The 16,290-nt window shown below is 69.6% G+C and carries 14 protein-coding genes; 8 read left to right on the top strand and 6 right to left on the bottom strand.

Features of this window, described 5'->3' with window-relative positions:
* Positions 1–602: 602 nt before the first annotated feature.
* On the bottom strand, positions 603–1,994 hold the full coding sequence (fumC, locus tag SLNSH_RS16780; RefSeq protein ID WP_106338157.1) for a class II fumarate hydratase: 1,392 nt from the start codon (positions 1,992–1,994) through the stop codon (positions 603–605).
* A gap of 247 nt (positions 1,995–2,241) precedes the next feature.
* On the opposite strand from fumC, the gene SLNSH_RS16775 reads away from it, so the two are divergent.
* Positions 2,242–4,731: a circularly permuted type 2 ATP-grasp protein gene (locus tag SLNSH_RS16775; RefSeq protein ID WP_106338156.1), complete on the top strand. Its 2,490-nt coding sequence runs from the start codon at positions 2,242–2,244 to the stop codon at positions 4,729–4,731.
* Positions 4,728–5,600: a transglutaminase family protein gene (locus SLNSH_RS16770; protein WP_106338155.1), complete on the top strand. Its 873-nt coding sequence runs from the start codon at positions 4,728–4,730 to the stop codon at positions 5,598–5,600. The genes SLNSH_RS16775 and SLNSH_RS16770 overlap by 4 nt, the downstream gene beginning before the upstream one ends.
* Positions 5,601–5,675: 75 nt before the next feature.
* Here the strand turns inward: SLNSH_RS16770 and SLNSH_RS16765 are convergent, their stop codons facing one another.
* Positions 5,676–7,496, bottom strand: coding sequence for an ABC-F family ATP-binding cassette domain-containing protein (locus SLNSH_RS16765; protein WP_106338154.1), 1,821 nt, complete (start codon positions 7,494–7,496; stop codon positions 5,676–5,678).
* A gap of 159 nt (positions 7,497–7,655) precedes the next feature.
* On the opposite strand from SLNSH_RS16765, the gene SLNSH_RS16760 reads away from it, so the two are divergent.
* From SLNSH_RS16760 to SLNSH_RS16740, 6 genes are all read left to right on the top strand, one after another.
* Entirely contained in the window at positions 7,656–8,747 is a 1,092-nt protein-coding gene (locus SLNSH_RS16760) for an ABC transporter ATP-binding protein (protein WP_106338153.1), read from the top strand.
* 23 nt (positions 8,748–8,770) lie between these two features.
* Positions 8,771–9,904, top strand: a complete 1,134-nt coding sequence (locus SLNSH_RS16755; RefSeq protein ID WP_106338152.1) for an ABC transporter substrate-binding protein — start codon at positions 8,771–8,773, stop codon at positions 9,902–9,904.
* A 140-nt stretch (positions 9,905–10,044) separates the two neighbouring features.
* Positions 10,045–10,224 carry a hypothetical protein gene (locus SLNSH_RS16750; protein ID WP_106338151.1) on the top strand — a complete coding sequence of 60 codons (180 nt, stop codon included), beginning with the start codon at positions 10,045–10,047 and terminating at the stop codon, positions 10,222–10,224.
* Positions 10,221–10,391, top strand: a complete 171-nt coding sequence (locus SLNSH_RS24935; RefSeq protein WP_158266791.1) for a hypothetical protein — start codon at positions 10,221–10,223, stop codon at positions 10,389–10,391. The genes SLNSH_RS16750 and SLNSH_RS24935 overlap by 4 nt, the downstream gene beginning before the upstream one ends.
* On the top strand, positions 10,388–11,218 hold the full coding sequence (locus SLNSH_RS16745; RefSeq protein WP_106338150.1) for an ABC transporter permease: 831 nt from the start codon (positions 10,388–10,390) through the stop codon (positions 11,216–11,218). The genes SLNSH_RS24935 and SLNSH_RS16745 overlap by 4 nt, the downstream gene beginning before the upstream one ends.
* A 71-nt stretch (positions 11,219–11,289) precedes the next feature.
* Positions 11,290–12,075: an ABC transporter permease gene (locus SLNSH_RS16740; RefSeq protein WP_425353016.1), complete on the top strand. Its 786-nt coding sequence runs from the start codon at positions 11,290–11,292 to the stop codon at positions 12,073–12,075.
* Between the two features lie 180 nt (positions 12,076–12,255).
* On the opposite strand, the gene SLNSH_RS16735 is transcribed toward SLNSH_RS16740, so the two are convergent.
* From SLNSH_RS16735 to SLNSH_RS16720, 4 genes are all read right to left on the bottom strand, one after another.
* A complete protein-coding gene (locus SLNSH_RS16735; RefSeq protein ID WP_106338149.1) occupies positions 12,256–13,008 on the bottom strand; it encodes an SDR family oxidoreductase in 753 nt (250 codons plus the stop codon).
* A 90-nt stretch (positions 13,009–13,098) separates the two neighbouring features.
* Entirely contained in the window at positions 13,099–13,947 is an 849-nt protein-coding gene (locus SLNSH_RS16730) for a carbohydrate ABC transporter permease (RefSeq protein WP_106338148.1), read from the bottom strand.
* A gap of 13 nt (positions 13,948–13,960) precedes the next feature.
* Positions 13,961–14,836: a carbohydrate ABC transporter permease gene (locus SLNSH_RS16725; protein WP_106338147.1), complete on the bottom strand. Its 876-nt coding sequence runs from the start codon at positions 14,834–14,836 to the stop codon at positions 13,961–13,963.
* Between the two features lie 76 nt (positions 14,837–14,912).
* The gene (locus SLNSH_RS16720) at positions 14,913–16,283 is read right to left on the bottom strand and encodes an ABC transporter substrate-binding protein (protein WP_106338146.1); all 1,371 of its coding nucleotides are present in this window, start codon (positions 16,281–16,283) and stop codon (positions 14,913–14,915) included.
* Positions 16,284–16,290 lie beyond the last annotated feature (7 nt).

Genomic DNA, 16,290 nt, shown 5'->3' with positions numbered 1-16,290 from the left:
GCCTCCGCCGTCGTCCCCGGCGCGCCGAAGGCGCGGGAAGGGGATCCAGGGGCCACGGGCCACCGATATCTCGCGCCGCGCGGGAGGGAGGGGCGGCATCGGCCCGGCCCTCAACCTGACCCTCTTGCCCGACCAGGGAAAGGCGCGCCCGCGGTTGCGCGGCGGCCCTGGATCCCCTTCCCGGCGCTGCGCGCCGCCGGGGATGACGGGGGAGAGAACGAGGCCGGCTGGAGGACGGCGACGCGGCTGGACGCCTTCCCACCCTCCCCTTCGAGGGGGAGGGTCGGCCCGAAGGGCCGGGGTGGGGTGAAGGCCGGGCGTGGAACACCAGCTTTGGGCAAGCCGCACGCGCCCTCGCCGGGCGCAGTCACCCCACCCCACCGGCCTTCGGCCGTCGACCCTCGGGTCAAGCCCGAGGGCAGGCTCCTCGGGTCAAGCCCGAGGGCAGGCTCCTCTCCCCCTCAACCGGAGGGTGGGGCGCGCCCGGCGGTTGCGCGGTGGCCCAGGGTCCCCTTCCCGGCGCTGCGCGCCGCCGGGGATGACGCGGGGAGAGGACGTGTCCTCCCTCTCTTGCTGGCGCGGGTGAAGGGAGGCGCGTCTGTTCAGCCATTCCCCACCATGGTCTCCGGGCGGACGATGCGGTCGAAATCCTCCTCCGAGACCAGGCCCAGGCGCAGGGCCTCCTCGCGGAGCGTGGTGCCGTTCTGGTGGGCGGTCTTGGCCAGCTTGGCGGCGGCGTCGTAGCCGATCGTGGGAGCGAGGGCGGTGACCAGCATGAGGGAGCGGCGCATGAGTTCGTCGATGCGGGCCGTGTTGGCCTCGATGCCGTCGACGCAGTGCTCGCGGAAGCTGTCGGAGGCGTCGGCAAGCAGGCGGACCGACTGGAGGACCGCGTCGATGATCACCGGCTTATAGACGTTCAACTCGAAATGCCCCTGGCTGCCGGCGACCGTCACGGCCGTCTGGTTTCCGAACACCCGGCAGCACACCATGGTCATGGCCTCGCACTGGGTCGGGTTGACCTTGCCGGGCATGATGGACGAGCCCGGCTCGTTCTCCGGCAGGGTGATCTCGCCGAGGCCCGAGCGGGGGCCCGAGGCCAGGAAGCGGATGTCGTTCGCTACCTTGAACAGGCCTGTCGCGAGCGCGTTCAGCGCGCCGTGGACGAAGACCAGCGCATCGTTGCTGGCCAGCGCCTCGAACTTGTTGGGCGCCGTCACGAAAGGCAGGCCGGTCAGTTCGGCGATCCTGGCCGCCACCGCCTCGGCGAAGCGCGGGTGCGCGTTGAGCCCGGTGCCCACCGCAGTGCCACCCTGGGCCAGCGGATAAAGCTGCGGCGCGGCGGCGCGGATGCGCGCCATGCCGAGCTCGACCTGGGCGGCGTATCCGGAGAACTCCTGGCCGAGCGTGAGGGGCGTGGCGTCCTGGGTGTGGGTGCGGCCGATCTTGACCACGGAGGCGAACTGCTCGGCCTTGGCTTCGACCGCGGCGTGCAGCTTCTCCAGGGCGGGCAGGAGCCGCTTCTCGATCTCGGTCGCGGCGGCGACGTGCATGGCAGTCGGGAAGGTGTCGTTGGAGGACTGGCCGCGATTGACGTGGTCGTTGGGGTGCACCGGCGCCTTGCCGCCGCGCTTGCCGGCGAGGCGCTCATTGGCGACGCCTGCCAGCACCTCGTTGACGTTCATGTTCGTCTGCGTGCCCGAGCCCGTCTGCCAGACGGCGAGCGGGAACTCGTCCGGCAAGCGGCCGGCCAGGGCCTCGTCGGCCGCGGCCACGATGGCGTCGGCGAGCTTGGGATCCAGTTCGCCGAGGTCCTTGTTCACCAGGGCGGCGGCCTTCTTGACCGTCACCAGCGCCTGGATCAGCGCGGGCGGCATCTTCTCGACCCCGATTGCGAAGTTCTGGCGCGAGCGCTGGGTCTGGGCGCCCCAGTAATGGGCGGCCGGGACCTCGATCGGCCCGAAGCTGTCGGTCTCGGTGCGGGTCTCGGCCATGGGGTTCTCCTTGGGTCAAGCCAATCTGGCGCCGGCGGCTCGAACAGTCGCGCGCCGGGCTGTTTCTGCGCGGATCGAAAGCGTGCACCCGCAACGCGGCGGCGCAAGGGCGGTTGCTCCGGGCTTGCGCGAGACGTCCTCCCCGGCGCACTAGCACCGAGCTGCGGCACGGCCCTTGCGTGCCCCATCCGATTGTCTGACCCTGAGCCGCCGGACGGCGCGGGACTGTCCCAACCAGAAGAGCCTCGTGTCCACCACCGCCCCCCTCCCCGCCCACACCGACCGCGCGCCGGCGCTGCTGGCCGGCTACCGGCCGCTGCCGGGCATCCGGGATGAACTCGTCGACGAGGCGGGGCGGTTGCGGCCGCACTGGCGGCCAGTGCTCGAGCGCCTTGTGGGGGATCCGGAAGAGGTGGAGCGCGCCTTCGCGCTGGCTGACCGGCACCAGCGAGACTCGGGCGTCTATTACCGGGTCTACGACGAGGGCGAGAGTCGCGAGCGGACCTGGCCGCTGAGCCACGTGCCGCTGGTGATCCCGGACGCCGAGTGGTCGGCCATCGCGGCCGGCCTCGTGGAGCGGGCCGAGTTGCTGGACGCCCTGCTCAGGGACATCTACGGGCCGGGCCGGCTGGCCGGAGACGGCGCCCTCCCTGCCGCGCTGGCGGCCGGGAGCCCGGACTTCCTGCGGCCCATGGTGGGCCTTCCCAACCCGGGCTCCCGGCGCCTGCAGGTCTACGCCGCCGACCTTGGCCGCGGCCCCGACGGGCGCTGGTGGGTGCTGGGCGACCGCGCCCAGGCGCCGTCGGGCATGGGCTACGCGCTCGAGAACCGGGTGGCGCTGTCGCGCGCGCTGCCGGAGCTCTATGGCGCCATGAACGTGCGGCGCCTTGCGCCGTTCTTCCAGACCTGGCGCTCGGCGCTGGCCGCCCAGGCCGGCCGCGAAGCCTCGCGCATTTGCCTGCTGACGCCCGGGCCGCTGAACGAGACCTATTTCGAGCACGCCTACCTGTCGCGCTATCTCGGTTTCCTCCTGGTCGAAGGCGGCGACCTCACCGTGCGGGACGGGGCCGTCTTCGTGCGCACCATCGCGGGGCTGAAGCGGGTGGACGTGCTGGTGCGGCGCCTCGACGCCGAGTTCGCCGATCCGGTGGAGCTGGAGCATTCGTCCCAGATCGGAGTCCCGGGGCTCGTCGAGGCGGTGCGCGCCGGCAAGGTCGTGCTCGCCAACCCGCTCGGCGCGGGCGTGCTGGAATCGCGCGCCCTGCTGGGGTTCCTCCCCTCCCTCGCCCGCAAGGTCCTGGGCAGGGATCTCAGCCTGCCGAACATCGCCACCTGGTGGTGCGGCCAGCCGGCCGAGCGGGAGCACGTGCGCGCCCATATCGAAACGCTCGCGATCGCTCCGGCCTTCTCGGCGCGGCCCGGATGGCCGCTGGCGCCGGAGCCGACGCCGGGATTCGAACTGGACGCGCAGGCGCGGGCCAGGCTGGACGCGCTGCTCGAGCGGCGGCCCTTCGACGTCGTGGGCCAGGAGGTGGTGCGCCTTTCCACCATGCCGGTGTGGCGCGATGGCCGGCTGGAGCCCCGGCCCTTCACGCTGCGCGCCTATGTGGCGGCGACGGAGAACGGCTGGGAGGTCCTGCCCGGCGGGTTCTGCCGGGTGTCCGGTTCGGCCGATGCGCGGGCGCTCTCCATGCAGCTCGGGGACCGCTCGGCCGACGTGTGGATCACGGCCGGGGAGCCCGTGGAGGAAGTGACGCTGCTGCCATCGCCCGCGCAGCCGGCCATTCGCCGCGTCACCGGATACCTGCCGAGCCGGGCGGCGGAGAACCTGTTCTGGCTGGGACGCTACCTGGAGCGGGCCGAGGCGACGGTTCGGGTCGTGCGCTGCCTGGCGGGCCTCCTGGTGGAGAGCAACGAGGCTGCAGGGCCTGCCCGGGAGGCGGTCGGGCGACTCTGCGACCTGCTGCTCGCCTGGGGGGCCGCCGCGCCCGCGAGCGGCCCGGGGGCGCCGGCGATCATCGACCAGGCGCTGCGTTCCTCGTTCAGCGCCGGATCCGTGCTGCGGCTCCTGGGAGAGGCGCGGCGGACGGCTTCCGTGACTCGGGACCGCCTGTCCACGGACGCCGTGCGGGCGCTGGCGGACCTCGCGGCTCTGTTCGAGCATGAGGGCGTGAGCGTGACCCCGGCGGAATCGCTCGACCTCGCCGACCAGGCCCTGCGCGTGATGGCCGCCTTCTCGGGCCTGGTGCAGGAGAACATGAACCGGTTGTCGGGCTGGCGTTTCCTGGAGATCGGGCGCCGCATCGAGCGCGGGGTGCTGACCGGGCGCTGCGTGCGCCGGCTTGCGGGCCTCGAGGCCGATCCGGCAAGCCTGGACGCCCTGCTGGAGATCACCGACAGCCAGATCACCTATCGGTCGCGGTACCTGATGGGGGCCTTGCGCCTGCCTGTCGTCGACCTGGTGGCGCTGGACGACGGCAACCCGCGCGCCGTCGCCTTCCAGGTGGCGCGGATCCAGGACCACCTGGCGGCGCTGAGCAACCTGCCGACCCACGCGGCGCTCGACCTGCCGCAAAAGATCGCGCTGCAACTGGCCACAACGTTGCGGGTCACGGACGTGCAGGATCTCGGGCATGACGACATCCTCGCCGTCGAGAACAGGCTGATGGAGCTGTCGACGGAGATCACCGCCCGGTTCTTCGCGCAGACGCCGCCCCCGGCGGAGGAGCGCGCGTGATCTACGAGATCGTCCACACGACCGTGTACGACTACGACGGCCGGGCCTCCTTCGCGCGCTGCCAGCTGCACCTGGAGCCGGCCACCCGGGATGGCCAGAGGGTCCTGGCCCACGCCCTCGAGATCTCCCCGAAGCCCGTCGAAAGCACCCGGTCGCGAGACTTCTTCGGCAACTTGAGCGTGAACCTCGCCTTCGCGGAGCCGCACCAGACGCTCACCATCCGGGCCGTCTCGACTGTGGAGGCCGCGCCGGGCCGGCCGGCGCCGATGCTGTCCGAGCCCTGGGAGGCCGTTCGCGCCGCCGCGGCCGGGTCCCAGGATCTCGGTTCGAGTTCGCCCGTCCATGGGCTGTTCGGGGCCCGGCATACTCCTGTGTCGGAGGAGGCCGCCGCCTATGCGGCCGTGAGCTTCGCGCCGGGCCGGCCGACCGTGGAAGCCGTGTCGGACCTGATGCGGCGCATCCATGCGGATTTCGCCTACGATCCGCGGGCTACGGAGGTCTCGACCCCTGTCGCCGAGGTCCTGGCGAGCCGGCGCGGGGTCTGCCAGGATTTCGCCCACCTAATGATCGCCGGCCTGCGCAGCCTGGGCCTGCCGGCGCTCTACGTGAGCGGCTACCTGCGCACGGTCCCGCCGCCCGGCGCCGAAGCTCTCGTCGGCGCGGACGCCACCCACGCCTGGGTCTCGGCGTGGTGCGGCGCAGGTCTCGGCTGGATCGGCTTCGACCCGACCAACGCCATTCTGGCGGGGGAGGACCACGTGATCCTGGCGGTGGGGCGGGACTACGCCGACGTGGCGCCGTCCTCGGGCGTGGTCCTGTCCTCCGCCGGGCATACGCTTTCGGTGAGCGTGGACGTGCGGCCGGTTTGAGCACGTGGTCGCGAGGGCCGCGAGGCGAGCCCCTGGTGTGCTTCGTCGCTGCGCTCCCCGCAAGGACGGAGGAGGTCAGCCCTCGACCTCCTCCCGCAGCATTTCGAGGCGCAGCCACTCCTCCTCGGCGTGGTGGAGGTCGGCCTGGGCCTTGGCGATGGCGTCCGAAAGCTTGGCGAAGCCGGCGGGGTCGCGGGTGTAGAGGGAGGTGTCCGCCATCTTCTCCTGCAGCCGGGCGATCTCGGTTGTGAGCCTGTCCATGGTGGCGGGCAGCGTCTCCAGGGCGTGCTTGTCCTTAAAGGACAGCTTCCGGCGGGCCGTCGGGGACGGCGCCGGCGCGGGCTCGGAGGCCGCCTTCTCTTTCGGCTTCGGCGCAGGCGCCGGGGCGGCGCGGGCGGTGACGCCTTCGCCGCGCTGGGCGACCATGTCGGAGTAGCCGCCCGCGTATTCCTGCCAGCGGCCCTCGCCCTCGGACACGATCACCGAGGTGGCGACGCGGTCGAGGAAGTCGCGGTCGTGGCTGACGAGGAGAACGGTGCCGGGGTAGTCGGCCAGCATCTCCTGGAGGAGGTCCAGGGTCTCGAGGTCCAGGTCGTTGGTGGGCTCGTCCAGCACCAGCAGGTTGGAGGGTTGCGCGAGGGCGCGCGCCAGGGTGAGGCGGCCGCGCTCACCGCCGGACAGCACGCCCACGGGTGTGCGCGCCTGCTCGGGCGAGAACAGGAAGTCCTTCATGTAGCTGACGACGTGCTTGGGCTGGCCGCCGACCAGGATGGTGTCGCCGCGCCCTCCGGTGAGCGTCTCGGCGAGGCCGAGGTTGGGGTCGAGGCTGTCGCGGCCCTGCTCCAGCATGACCATCTGGAGGTTCGCGCCGAGCCGGATGGTCCCGGCGTCGGGCGCGAGCGCGCCGGTGAGGAGCTTCAGCAAGGTGGACTTGCCCGCGCCATTGGGCCCCACGAAGCCGACGCGGTCGCCGCGCAGGATGCGGGTGGAGAAGTCGCGCACGATCGGGCGGTCGGCGTAGCTCTTGCCGACGCCGAGCGCCTCGACAACCAGCTTGCCGGACACGTCACCCTCGCTGACCGTGAGGCGGACGCCGCCGGCCGCCTTGCGGCGCTCGGTTCGCTCCTGGCGCATCGTGGCGAGCTCCGCCATGCGGCGGACATTGCGCTTGCGCCGGGCGGTGACGCCGTAGCGCACCCAGTGCTCCTCGGCGACGATGCGGCGGTCGAGCTTGTGGGCCTCCTGCTCCTCCTGGTCCAGCACCTCGTCGCGCCAGCTCTCGAAGCTGGCGAAACCCTTCTCCATGCGGCGGGTGCGGCCGCGGTCGAGCCACACCGTGGCGCGCGACAGCGTCTCCAGGAAGCGCCGGTCGTGGCTGATGAGCACCAGCGCCGAGCGCATGGTCCGGATCTCGTTCTCCAGCCACTCGATGGCGGGCAGGTCGAGGTGGTTGGTGGGCTCGTCGAGCAGCAGGATGTCGGGCTCGGGCGCCAGAACGCGGGCCAGCGCGGCGCGGCGGCCCTCGCCGCCGGACAGGCTGGCCGGATCCTCCTCGCCGGTCAGGCCGAGTTCGTTGAGCAGGTACTGGGCCCGGTAAGGATCGTCGCTGGGGCCGAGGCCCGCCTCCACGTAGGCGAGCGTGGTCCTGAAGCCGGCGAGGTCCGGCTCCTGGGGCAGGTAGCGCACGGTCGCGCCGGGCTGCACGAAGCGCGTGCCCCGGTCGGCCTCGACGAGGCCGGCGGCGATCTTCAGCAGGGTGGACTTGCCGGATCCGTTGCGGCCCACGAGGCACAGCCGCTCGCCGGGCGCGACGGACAGGTCCGCGCTCTCGATGAGGGGCGTGCCGCCGAAGGTCAGGGCGATGTCTTGGAGCAGGAGAAGGGGTGGAGCCGCCATGGGGCGGACAAAGCAGATCCCCCGCCGGGGCGCAAGCGAGCGGGCGGTCACGGCGCGAACCGACGCGGTCAATTCCCCCTCTAGCCAAAGCTCGTTTTTGTCGCTTCACTGTCATGCACAACCAATAAGCGTCTCCGGCGTCGGCCGAAGGAGAGCGTCATGGGAGGACACGGCCGCGCGGCGATCGAAGTCGATCGTCTCACCGCGGGCTACGGCGCGACCACGGTCCTGCACGGGATCGACCTGTCGGTCGCGCCGGGCGAGTTCATCGCCATCCTGGGCTCTTCGGGCTGCGGGAAGACGACGCTCCTGCGCACCATCGCGGGCTTCCAGAAATCGACCTCCGGGGCGATCCGCCTCTTCGGGCAGGACGTGGCCGGGCTGCCGCCGGAAAAGCGCGGCGTCGCCATGGTGTTCCAGTCCTACGCGCTGTGGCCGCACATGACCGTGCTCGGCAACATGGGCTACGGGCTGAAGCTGCGCGGGATCGCCAAGGACGAGATCCGGCGCCGCGTGGGCGCGCTGCTCGCCATGCTCAACCTGACGGGACTGGAGGACCGCAAGGTCACGGACCTCTCGGGCGGCCAGCGCCAGCGCGTGGCGCTGGGCCGGGCTCTGGCGGTCGACCCCGCCCTGCTGCTGCTCGACGAGCCCTTGTCCAACCTGGACGCCAAGGTGCGCCTGCAGCTGCGCTACGAGATCAAGGCGCTGCAAAAGCGATTGGGCTTCGCGGCCATCCACGTGACCCACGACCGCGAGGAGGCCATGACCATGGCCGACCGCGTCGTCATCATGGACGGGGGCCGCATCGCGCAGGTCGGGCCGCCGGAGGAGATCTACCACCACCCGGCCTCGCCTTTCGTGGCGACCTTCCTGGGCGCCGAGAACCGCATCGACCTCGACGCCGTCCCGGGCCCGGATGGGGCGCTGCGCCTGCAAGCCCCCGGAATGCCCGAGCCGGCCGCCTGGGCCGGCGAGGCTGAGGCGGCCCCGTCGCCAGGGCCCGTGGTCGCCTATTTCCGGGAGGAGGCCGCCACGCTCACCGCTCCCGATGCGGCCCCCGGCGAGGCGATCGTCCTGCCCGGCGTCGTCGCCACGCGGGCCTATCCGGGCGGTCATTATCGCTACGGCGTGGACGCCGGCGGGCGTCACCTGACCGTCAAGGACGCCGGCTACCACGAGCTCGGCACGCCGGTCGGCGTACGCCTTCCCCTCGCCAACCTGCATTTCTTCCCGGCCTCACCGTCGTGAGCCGGCTCGCTGGAGGACCTTCGATGCGCTCCGCACTCCTCGCCCTCGCCGTTTCGGCCGCGCTGGCCGCGCCGGCTTCGGCCCAGACGCTGAACGTCGCCACCGCCGGCGACCAGAACATGGTCGACTACATCAAGGACTATCTCGGACCGCTGTTCGAGAAGAGCCATCCCGGCGTGAAGGTGGTGGCTGTCGGGACCGGGCCGGGCGACTCCGGCTCGCAGAAGATCTTCGAGAAGCTCAGCGCCCAGAAGGCGGCGAACGCGCCCGCCTGGGACTTCGACGTGGTGGTGATCCACCAGAAGATGGCGGGCGACATGGCCAAGGACGCCCTGCTCGCCAAGTACCGGGGCGACATCCCGACCGGCAAGCTCGTGACCCGCGACACGGCAGAGAACTCGCTGGGCGCTGACGTGTCCGGCTACGTGATGCCGATGTTCCACTCGCAGACGGCCATCGCGTACAACGCCGACATGGTGAAGGACGTGCCGAACAGCTACCCGGAGCTGGCGGCCTGGGCCAAGGCGCATCCGAAGCAGTTCGGCTACAACGGCATCAAGGGAGGCATGTCGGGCGTGGCCTTCGTGGCCGGCTGGATCTACGCCTTCGGGCAGGACGGCGACAAGCTGCTGAAGGGCCCCTACGACGCCTCCGCCAAGGCGGGCTGGGACAAGGCCCTGGCCGACCTGAAGGAGTTCAACAAGAACGTCGTCATCACCCCCGGCAACGCCGGCACGCTCGACATGCTGAACCGCGGCGAGATCGCCATGGGGCCGGTCTGGGTCGACATGTTCTACACCTGGCAGGCGGACGGGAAGCTGCCGCCCAACATGAAGCTGAAGCTCGTGGCGCCCGGCATGCCCGGGCAGCCGATGTACTACGCGGTGCCGGCCAAGGCCGCCCAGAAGAAGCTCGCCGAGGACTTCATCGCGCTCGCCACCAGCCCCGAGGTGCAGGCCCAGGGCATCGTGAAGAAGTTCAACTGGTACCCGGGTATCGACGCCCAGAACCTCGAAGGCAAGCTCGACAAGGCCGACTGGAACAAGCTCTTCACCGACATCACGCCGGCGGACCTGTCCAGCAAGGGCAAGCCCTTCCCGATCGCGCCCTACTTCAACGACATCCTGGAGAGCTACGAGAAGAAGGTGGCGAACTGAGACAGCGCGGGATTTCGGATGACCCTCCGCCGTCATTGCGAGGAGCGAAGCGACGAAGCAATCCAGAACGGCTGGGCCTATGCCGGCTCTGGATTCCTTCGCTTCGCTCGCAATGGCGGAGTGGCGCGGCAGGAGCTTCCATGGCCACCATGACCGAATCCCGCTTCCTCGCCCAAGGGCTCGTGGCTGGCCTCGTATCTCAGCCCGCCGTCATCCCCGGGCTCGACCCGGGGATCCACGCGCGGGGCGTAGGCGTGGATGGCCGGGACAAGCCCGGCCATGACGGACTTGGCGCATCTTGCCATCGAGCGGCGGCATGACCGACTCCCGCTTCCTCGCCCTCGGGCTCGTGGCTGGCCTCGTATCTCAGCCCGCCGTCATCCCCGGGCTCGACCCGGGGGTCCACGCGCGGGGCATAGGCGTGGATGGCCGGGACAAGCCCGGCCATGACGGACTTGGCGCATCTTGCCATCGAGCGGCGGCATGACGGACTCCCGCTTCCTCGCCCTCGGGCTCGTCGCCCCGGCGCTGGCGCTGGTCGCGGCGCTGTTCCTGTATCCGCTCGGGTTCTCGCTGGTGACGGCCTTCACGCATGAGGGCGTGCTCAGCCTGGCGAACTTCGGCAAGGCGTTCGACCTTTACTCGGTCGACATCCTTTACACGCTGTTCATCGTGCTGCTGGCGGGAGCGCTGACTGCTGTCGCGGCGGTCGCGATCGCGGGCGTGCTGACGCTGGGAGAGACTCCCTGGCTGGTGGGCGCGCTGAGGGCCCTCTACCGCTGGCCGCTGTTCATCCCGTTCATCGTAGCCGGCCAGTGCATGCGCACCTTTCTGGCGAAGAACGGGCTGATGAACAACAGCTTCGTGGCCATGGGCCTCCTCGACCCGCTGCAGACGGCGAGCCTGCTCGACTGGCGGGGCATCGTGATCACTTTCGTGTGGAAGCAGGCCCCCTTCGTGACGCTGCTGCTGGCCGGGGCCATGGCGTCGCTGGACCGGGCCACCATCGAGGCGGGGCGCAACCTGGGCGCCGGGCGGCTGCGCGTGCTGGTCGAGATCGTGCTGCCGCAGGTCATGCCGACGCTGCTGGTCGCTCTGGTGCTCTCCTTCGTGACCACCATGTCGGTGCTGTCCGTACCCATGATGGTGGCGGGCTCGCAGCCCACCATGCTCACCGTCGACATGGCCTTCCGCATCAACGCCTACGGGGACTACCCGGTCGCCAACGCGCTGGGAGTGATCTCGTATGCGATCACCGGGCTGGCGGCGTGGTTCTACCTGCGGCAGTCCATCCGGAAGGAGGCGGCCGCGTGACCGCGCAAGAGATCCCCCTCCCCCGGGAGACCCCGGCGACGCTGTCGCGGCTGCGCGGGCCCGTCGCCACCGTGCTGAAGGTGCTGGGCCTGGCGGCCTTCGCGTTCTGGCTGATCGGACCCCTGGTGAACCTGGCGTTGTGGTCGGTCGCCGAGCGCTGGTACACGCCGCACAAGCTGCCGGTCACCTACGGCACGCGCTACTGGGAGGTGGTGTTCCGGCCCACAGGCGACGCCATGGCGTCTCTCGCCACGAGCGTGGGCATCGCGCTGCTGACGGTGCTGGTCGCCTTGGCGGTGTCCGTGCCGGCCGGATACGCGCTGGCGCGGCTGCGGCTGCCGTTCCGCACCGCGATCATGATCGCATTCCTGCTGCCGCAGGCGTTTCCCTCCGTCGCCATCTACATCAACGTGGCGCGGATCTTTTATTCGATTGGCCTTGCCGGCACGGTCCCGGGGGTGGTGCTGGTGCACGCGGCGCACGGGCTCGTCTACTCGGTGTGGATCGCCACGGCCGCCTTCGCGGCTGTGGATCGCGACCTGGAGCTTGCGGCCCGCAACATCGGGGCCGGGCCGCTGCGGACGTTTCTCACCGTCACCCTGCCCCTGGCGGCGCCGGGCGTGGTGGCGAGCGCGATCTTCGTGTTCCTGGAGTCGCTCGACGAATTCACCGGCACGTTCTTCGTCGGCGTGCCGCAGGTCACGACGCTGCCGCTGCTGCTCTACAACGCCAGCATGGGCGGCAACTACCAGATCGCCTCCATCACGGCGCTGATCCTGCTGGTCCCCTCAGTGCTGTTCATGCTCGTGATCGAGCGTTTCCTGAAGGCGGACGTGCTGAGCAAGGTGGGGCAGTAGCGGCCGCTGCTGATTGGCTCGGCGCCGTCATCCCAGCGCGCCGCAGGCGCGGGAAGGGGATCCAGGGGACTGGGTCGGCTGCCCTGGATCCCCTTCCCCTCCGCCGCTGCGCGGCTCCGGCCGGGGATGACGGCTGGGTGGCTGGCCCCAGCATGCAAGCGGAGACGACGCAATCGGCGCTCAGCGCCCGCCGGTGACGTCGTAGATCGCGCCGGTGACGTAGGACGCTTCCTCCGAGAGGAGGAACAGGATCACCTTGGCGACTTCCTCGGCCGAGCCGGAGCGCTTGAGCGGCACGCTGGGGCCGTGCTGGGCGAGGCGGCCGAACAGGCCGGCGGAATCGTGGATGTCGGTTTCGATCAGGCCGGGGGCGACCGCGTTCACGCGAACCCCATCGACCCCGACCTCGCGGGCGAGGCCGATCGTGAGGCTGTCGATGGCCCCCTTGGAGGCCGCGTACCACACGTAGGTGTCGGGGGCGCCGAGCCGGACGGCGGCGGACGACAGGTTGACGATCGAGCCGCCTGTCCCGCCATGGCGCGGGGCCATGCGGCGCACCGCCTCTCGGGCGACCAGGATCGCGCCCGTCACGTTGATGTCGACCACGCGGCGGATCTCGGCCGGGTCGGCCTCGTCGAGGCGGCTGGCCAGGCCGGTGATCCCGGCGTTGTTCACGAGGGCGTCGATGCGGCCCATGCGCTCGTCGACCTCGCGGAAGACGCGCGCGATGTCGGCGTCCAGCGCCATGTCGCCCTGGAAGAGTTCGGCCCGGGCCCCGGCGGCGCGGCAGGCCTCGGCCGTGGCTTCCGCGGCGGCGCGGTTCCCGGCGTAGTTGATGGCGACATCGTAGCCGCGGGCTGCGGCAAGGCGGGCGGTCGCCGCGCCGATGCCGCGGCTGCCGCCGGTGACCAGGACGAGCGGGCGTGGGCTCATATTCGTTCCCCCATCAGGCCCGGCCTGTGACGCCGGGGCGGCCAGCCAAAAAAAGAGCCCCTGTCGCGGGCGCGGCAGGGGCTGTGTGGATCAGCTCTTCACGGCGCCGGCCGTGAGCCCGCCGACCATGTATTTCTTCACCGCATAGTACATGGCCGCCGGCGGCAAGGCGTAGATCAGGCCGGTGGTCATTAGCAGCTCCCAGGGCGAGTCGTCCGCCGCCAGGAAGTTGCCGAGCGCGACCGGCAGGGTGATCTGCGTGTCCTTCGACAGGAGCAGGAACGCGTAGAGGTACTCGTTCCAGGCGAGCAGGATCGCGTAGGTGCCGACGGCCACCAGCGAGGGCAGCATCAGCGGGATGTAAACCAGCCGGAAGAGCTGCATGGGCGTGGCGCCGTCCATGACGGCGGCCTCGTCGAGCTCGTATGGCAGCTTGTCCGACGCCTGCTTCAGCACCCAGATCGCGTAGGGGGACGCGATGGTCACCATGGCGAGGATCAGCGCCCACTGGCTGTTGAGCAGGCCGTAGAGGCCCATGGTGCGGTACATCGGAACCGCAAGGAAGGCGGCCGGGATGAAGTAGGTGAACAGGGCCAGGTTCAGCACCGTGCGGCCGCCCTTCACCTTGAGGCGCGAGATCGCGAAGGCGGCGGAGGTCGCCACCAGCAGCGTCAGCGCGCCCGTCGCCAGGGCTATGAACACCGAGTTGAACAGCTGCTGCCAGAACAGGTGCAGGAAGTAGTGCTTCTGCCCGAACACGACCTCGAAGTTGCGCAGGGTCGGGTGCGCCGGGAACAGCGCGCCCGAGAAGGCGGACTGTTTGTCCGAGAACGCGAACAGGCAGAGGTGGTAGATCGGCAGCAGGGTCCAGATCAGCACCGGGATGCCGACCAGGAGCAGCTTGGCCTCGTTGCTGGCGGTTCGAAAGAAGGTCTTCACGGGTCCTACGCCTTCACTTCGAGAGACGCTTCATCATGACGTAGACGAGCGGCAGGATGATCGGCAGGGCGCACACGATGGTGGCCATGGAGAGGTCGACCTGGTCGAGCCGCAGGTAGCGGATGCCCAGGGTCGCGAGAACGTGCGTGAGGTCGGCCGGTCCGCCGCCGGTGAGCAGGTAGACGCTGTTGAAGTCGCCGAGCGTCCAGATCATCGAGAGGATCGTGCAGGTCAGGTAGAGCTGCTGCATCGACGGCCAGGTGACGAAGCGGAACTTCTGCCAGCTGTTGGCGCCGTCCACGGACGCGGCCTCGTAGAGGTCGCCGGAGATCGCCAGGCGGCCCGCCAGCAGGATCAGCGTCCAGAACGGCAGCGACTTCCAGATGTGGACCAGGATGGCCAGGAACAGGGCGAGTTGCGGGTCGTTCAGCCAGTTCGGGCCGTCCTCCGCGGTGAAGCGGAAGATCAGCTGGTTGATCACGCCCCACTCGGGGTTGAGCATGAACCGCACCGACAGGATGGTCGGGATGGACGGCACCGCCCAGGGCAGGATGAAGATCACCGACAGGGCCTTCACCCACTTCCGCTCGTTCATGAAGAACCCGGACAGCAGGAGGGCCACGATCATCTTGAGATTGATGCCGATGATCAGGAAGGCCAGCGTGTTCCAGATCGAGCGGACGAAAATCGGGTCGTTGAAGAGGTGGACGTAGCTCTCCGGCTTGTGGGCCAGCCAGAACGCGTAGAGCACCGGGTAGACGACGAAGAAGGCGAAGACGAGCAGATAGGGGGTGACCAGGATGATGCCCCAGGTCTGCCAGGCGGAGAGGCCCTTCTTGGGGCTCGTCGCGCCGAGGCTCGCGGAGTCGGTCAGGCTGGCGGTGGTCATCGGGGGTCGCCCTTAAGTGTGAATTCGGCGGTCGCCCCGGGGGGCGACCGCCGCATTGTCCGGGTTATGGAGGGGCTCAGGAGCCCGCAACTTCCTTGATGCGCGCGATGAGCTCGTCCGTCGCCTTGTCGACCGGCACCTTCTCGTTGAGGATGCGGTTGGCGGCCTTGGCCCAGACGTTCTCGTTGTTGAGGATCGTGAACTTGTAGTTCTTGGTGAACTCGAAGGTCACGGTGCCGGCCTTGTACTGGTTGTAGACCGACTTGCGGTGGCTATCGGCCTGCCAGAACGGGCTCTCCTGCCCCTTCTTGGTGACCGGGAACCAGCGACCCAGCGCGCCCTCGACGTAGGGCTGCAGGTTCTCTTCCTGCAGGAGGAAGCTCACGAAGTCCTTGGCGAGCTTCTTCTGCTTGGCCTGCTCGAACACCACGCCGACCTTCACGGCCGTGCGGTACTGCATCGGCGTTCCGTCGGGCTTGTTGGGGAAGCCGGCGGTGCGGATATTGTGCTCGTAGTTCTGCTTGGCCTCGTCGCGCTGCGCCTGGGTCAGCGTCGGGTTGTTCATGTCGTCCAGCCACTTGGCCGCGATGGAGATCGTGGCGTTGTGGGTCAGGATGATCGTCTTGTTGTGGAAGGCGACGTTGTTGTCCGGGTCCTTCCAGGACGTGGCGGACGGAGGCACGCAGCCCTTCGTGTAGGGGGCGGTGTAGTCCTCGAGGGCGCCCATCAGGCCCTTCTTCACGTTCGGGTCGTCGACCAGGAGCTTGCCCTTGTCGTCGACCAGCTTGACGTTATAGGCGTCCATGAAGGTCAGGAACGAATAGAAGCTGTCCGACGAGTCCACGCCGAGGGGCTGGCCGATGCCGTAGGCGCGGGAGCCGGCGGCCTTGCGGTAGGCCGGCTGCACCTTCTCGCACCAGAAGTTCCAGTAGCCCTTCCAGTCCTTCGGAATGTCGGACTCCTGGAAGCCGGCCTTCTGCAGCATGTCGATCCAGTACTGGATGTGCATGGTCTGCTGCTTCAGCGGGAAGGCGTAGTAGGCCTGCTTCTTGTCCTTGTCGTTGTACAGGTAGGTCGTCTCGACCGTGTTCGGGGCGAACTGGTCCTTGATCGGATTGATCACGTCCGAGATGTCCGCGAGCCGGCCCTCATAGGCCCACTTGGCGGCGACCTGGAAGTCGTAAACGTCGGCGTAGGCCACGTCCGGCGGGCTGCCGGCGTCGAGAGCGGAAACGGTCTTCGGGATCATGTCCTGCACGGCGTACTGGGACAGATCGACCTTCACGCCGGTCTTGGCTTCGAACTTCTTGATCGCCTCGAAGAGGGCGTCATCCTCGGCCTTGTAGAAGCCCTTCACCCACCACACGGTGAGCTTTTCCTGGGCGAACGCCTGGCCACCCGCCAACATGGCGATGGACGCAACGGCGCCCACGAGCAGTTTCTTCATCGTTTCC

The organism is Alsobacter soli, from assembly GCF_003004785.1.
Taxonomy (GTDB): domain Bacteria; phylum Pseudomonadota; class Alphaproteobacteria; order Rhizobiales; family Beijerinckiaceae; genus Alsobacter; species Alsobacter soli.
This window is presented reverse-complemented; position numbering and strand designations above follow the sequence as displayed.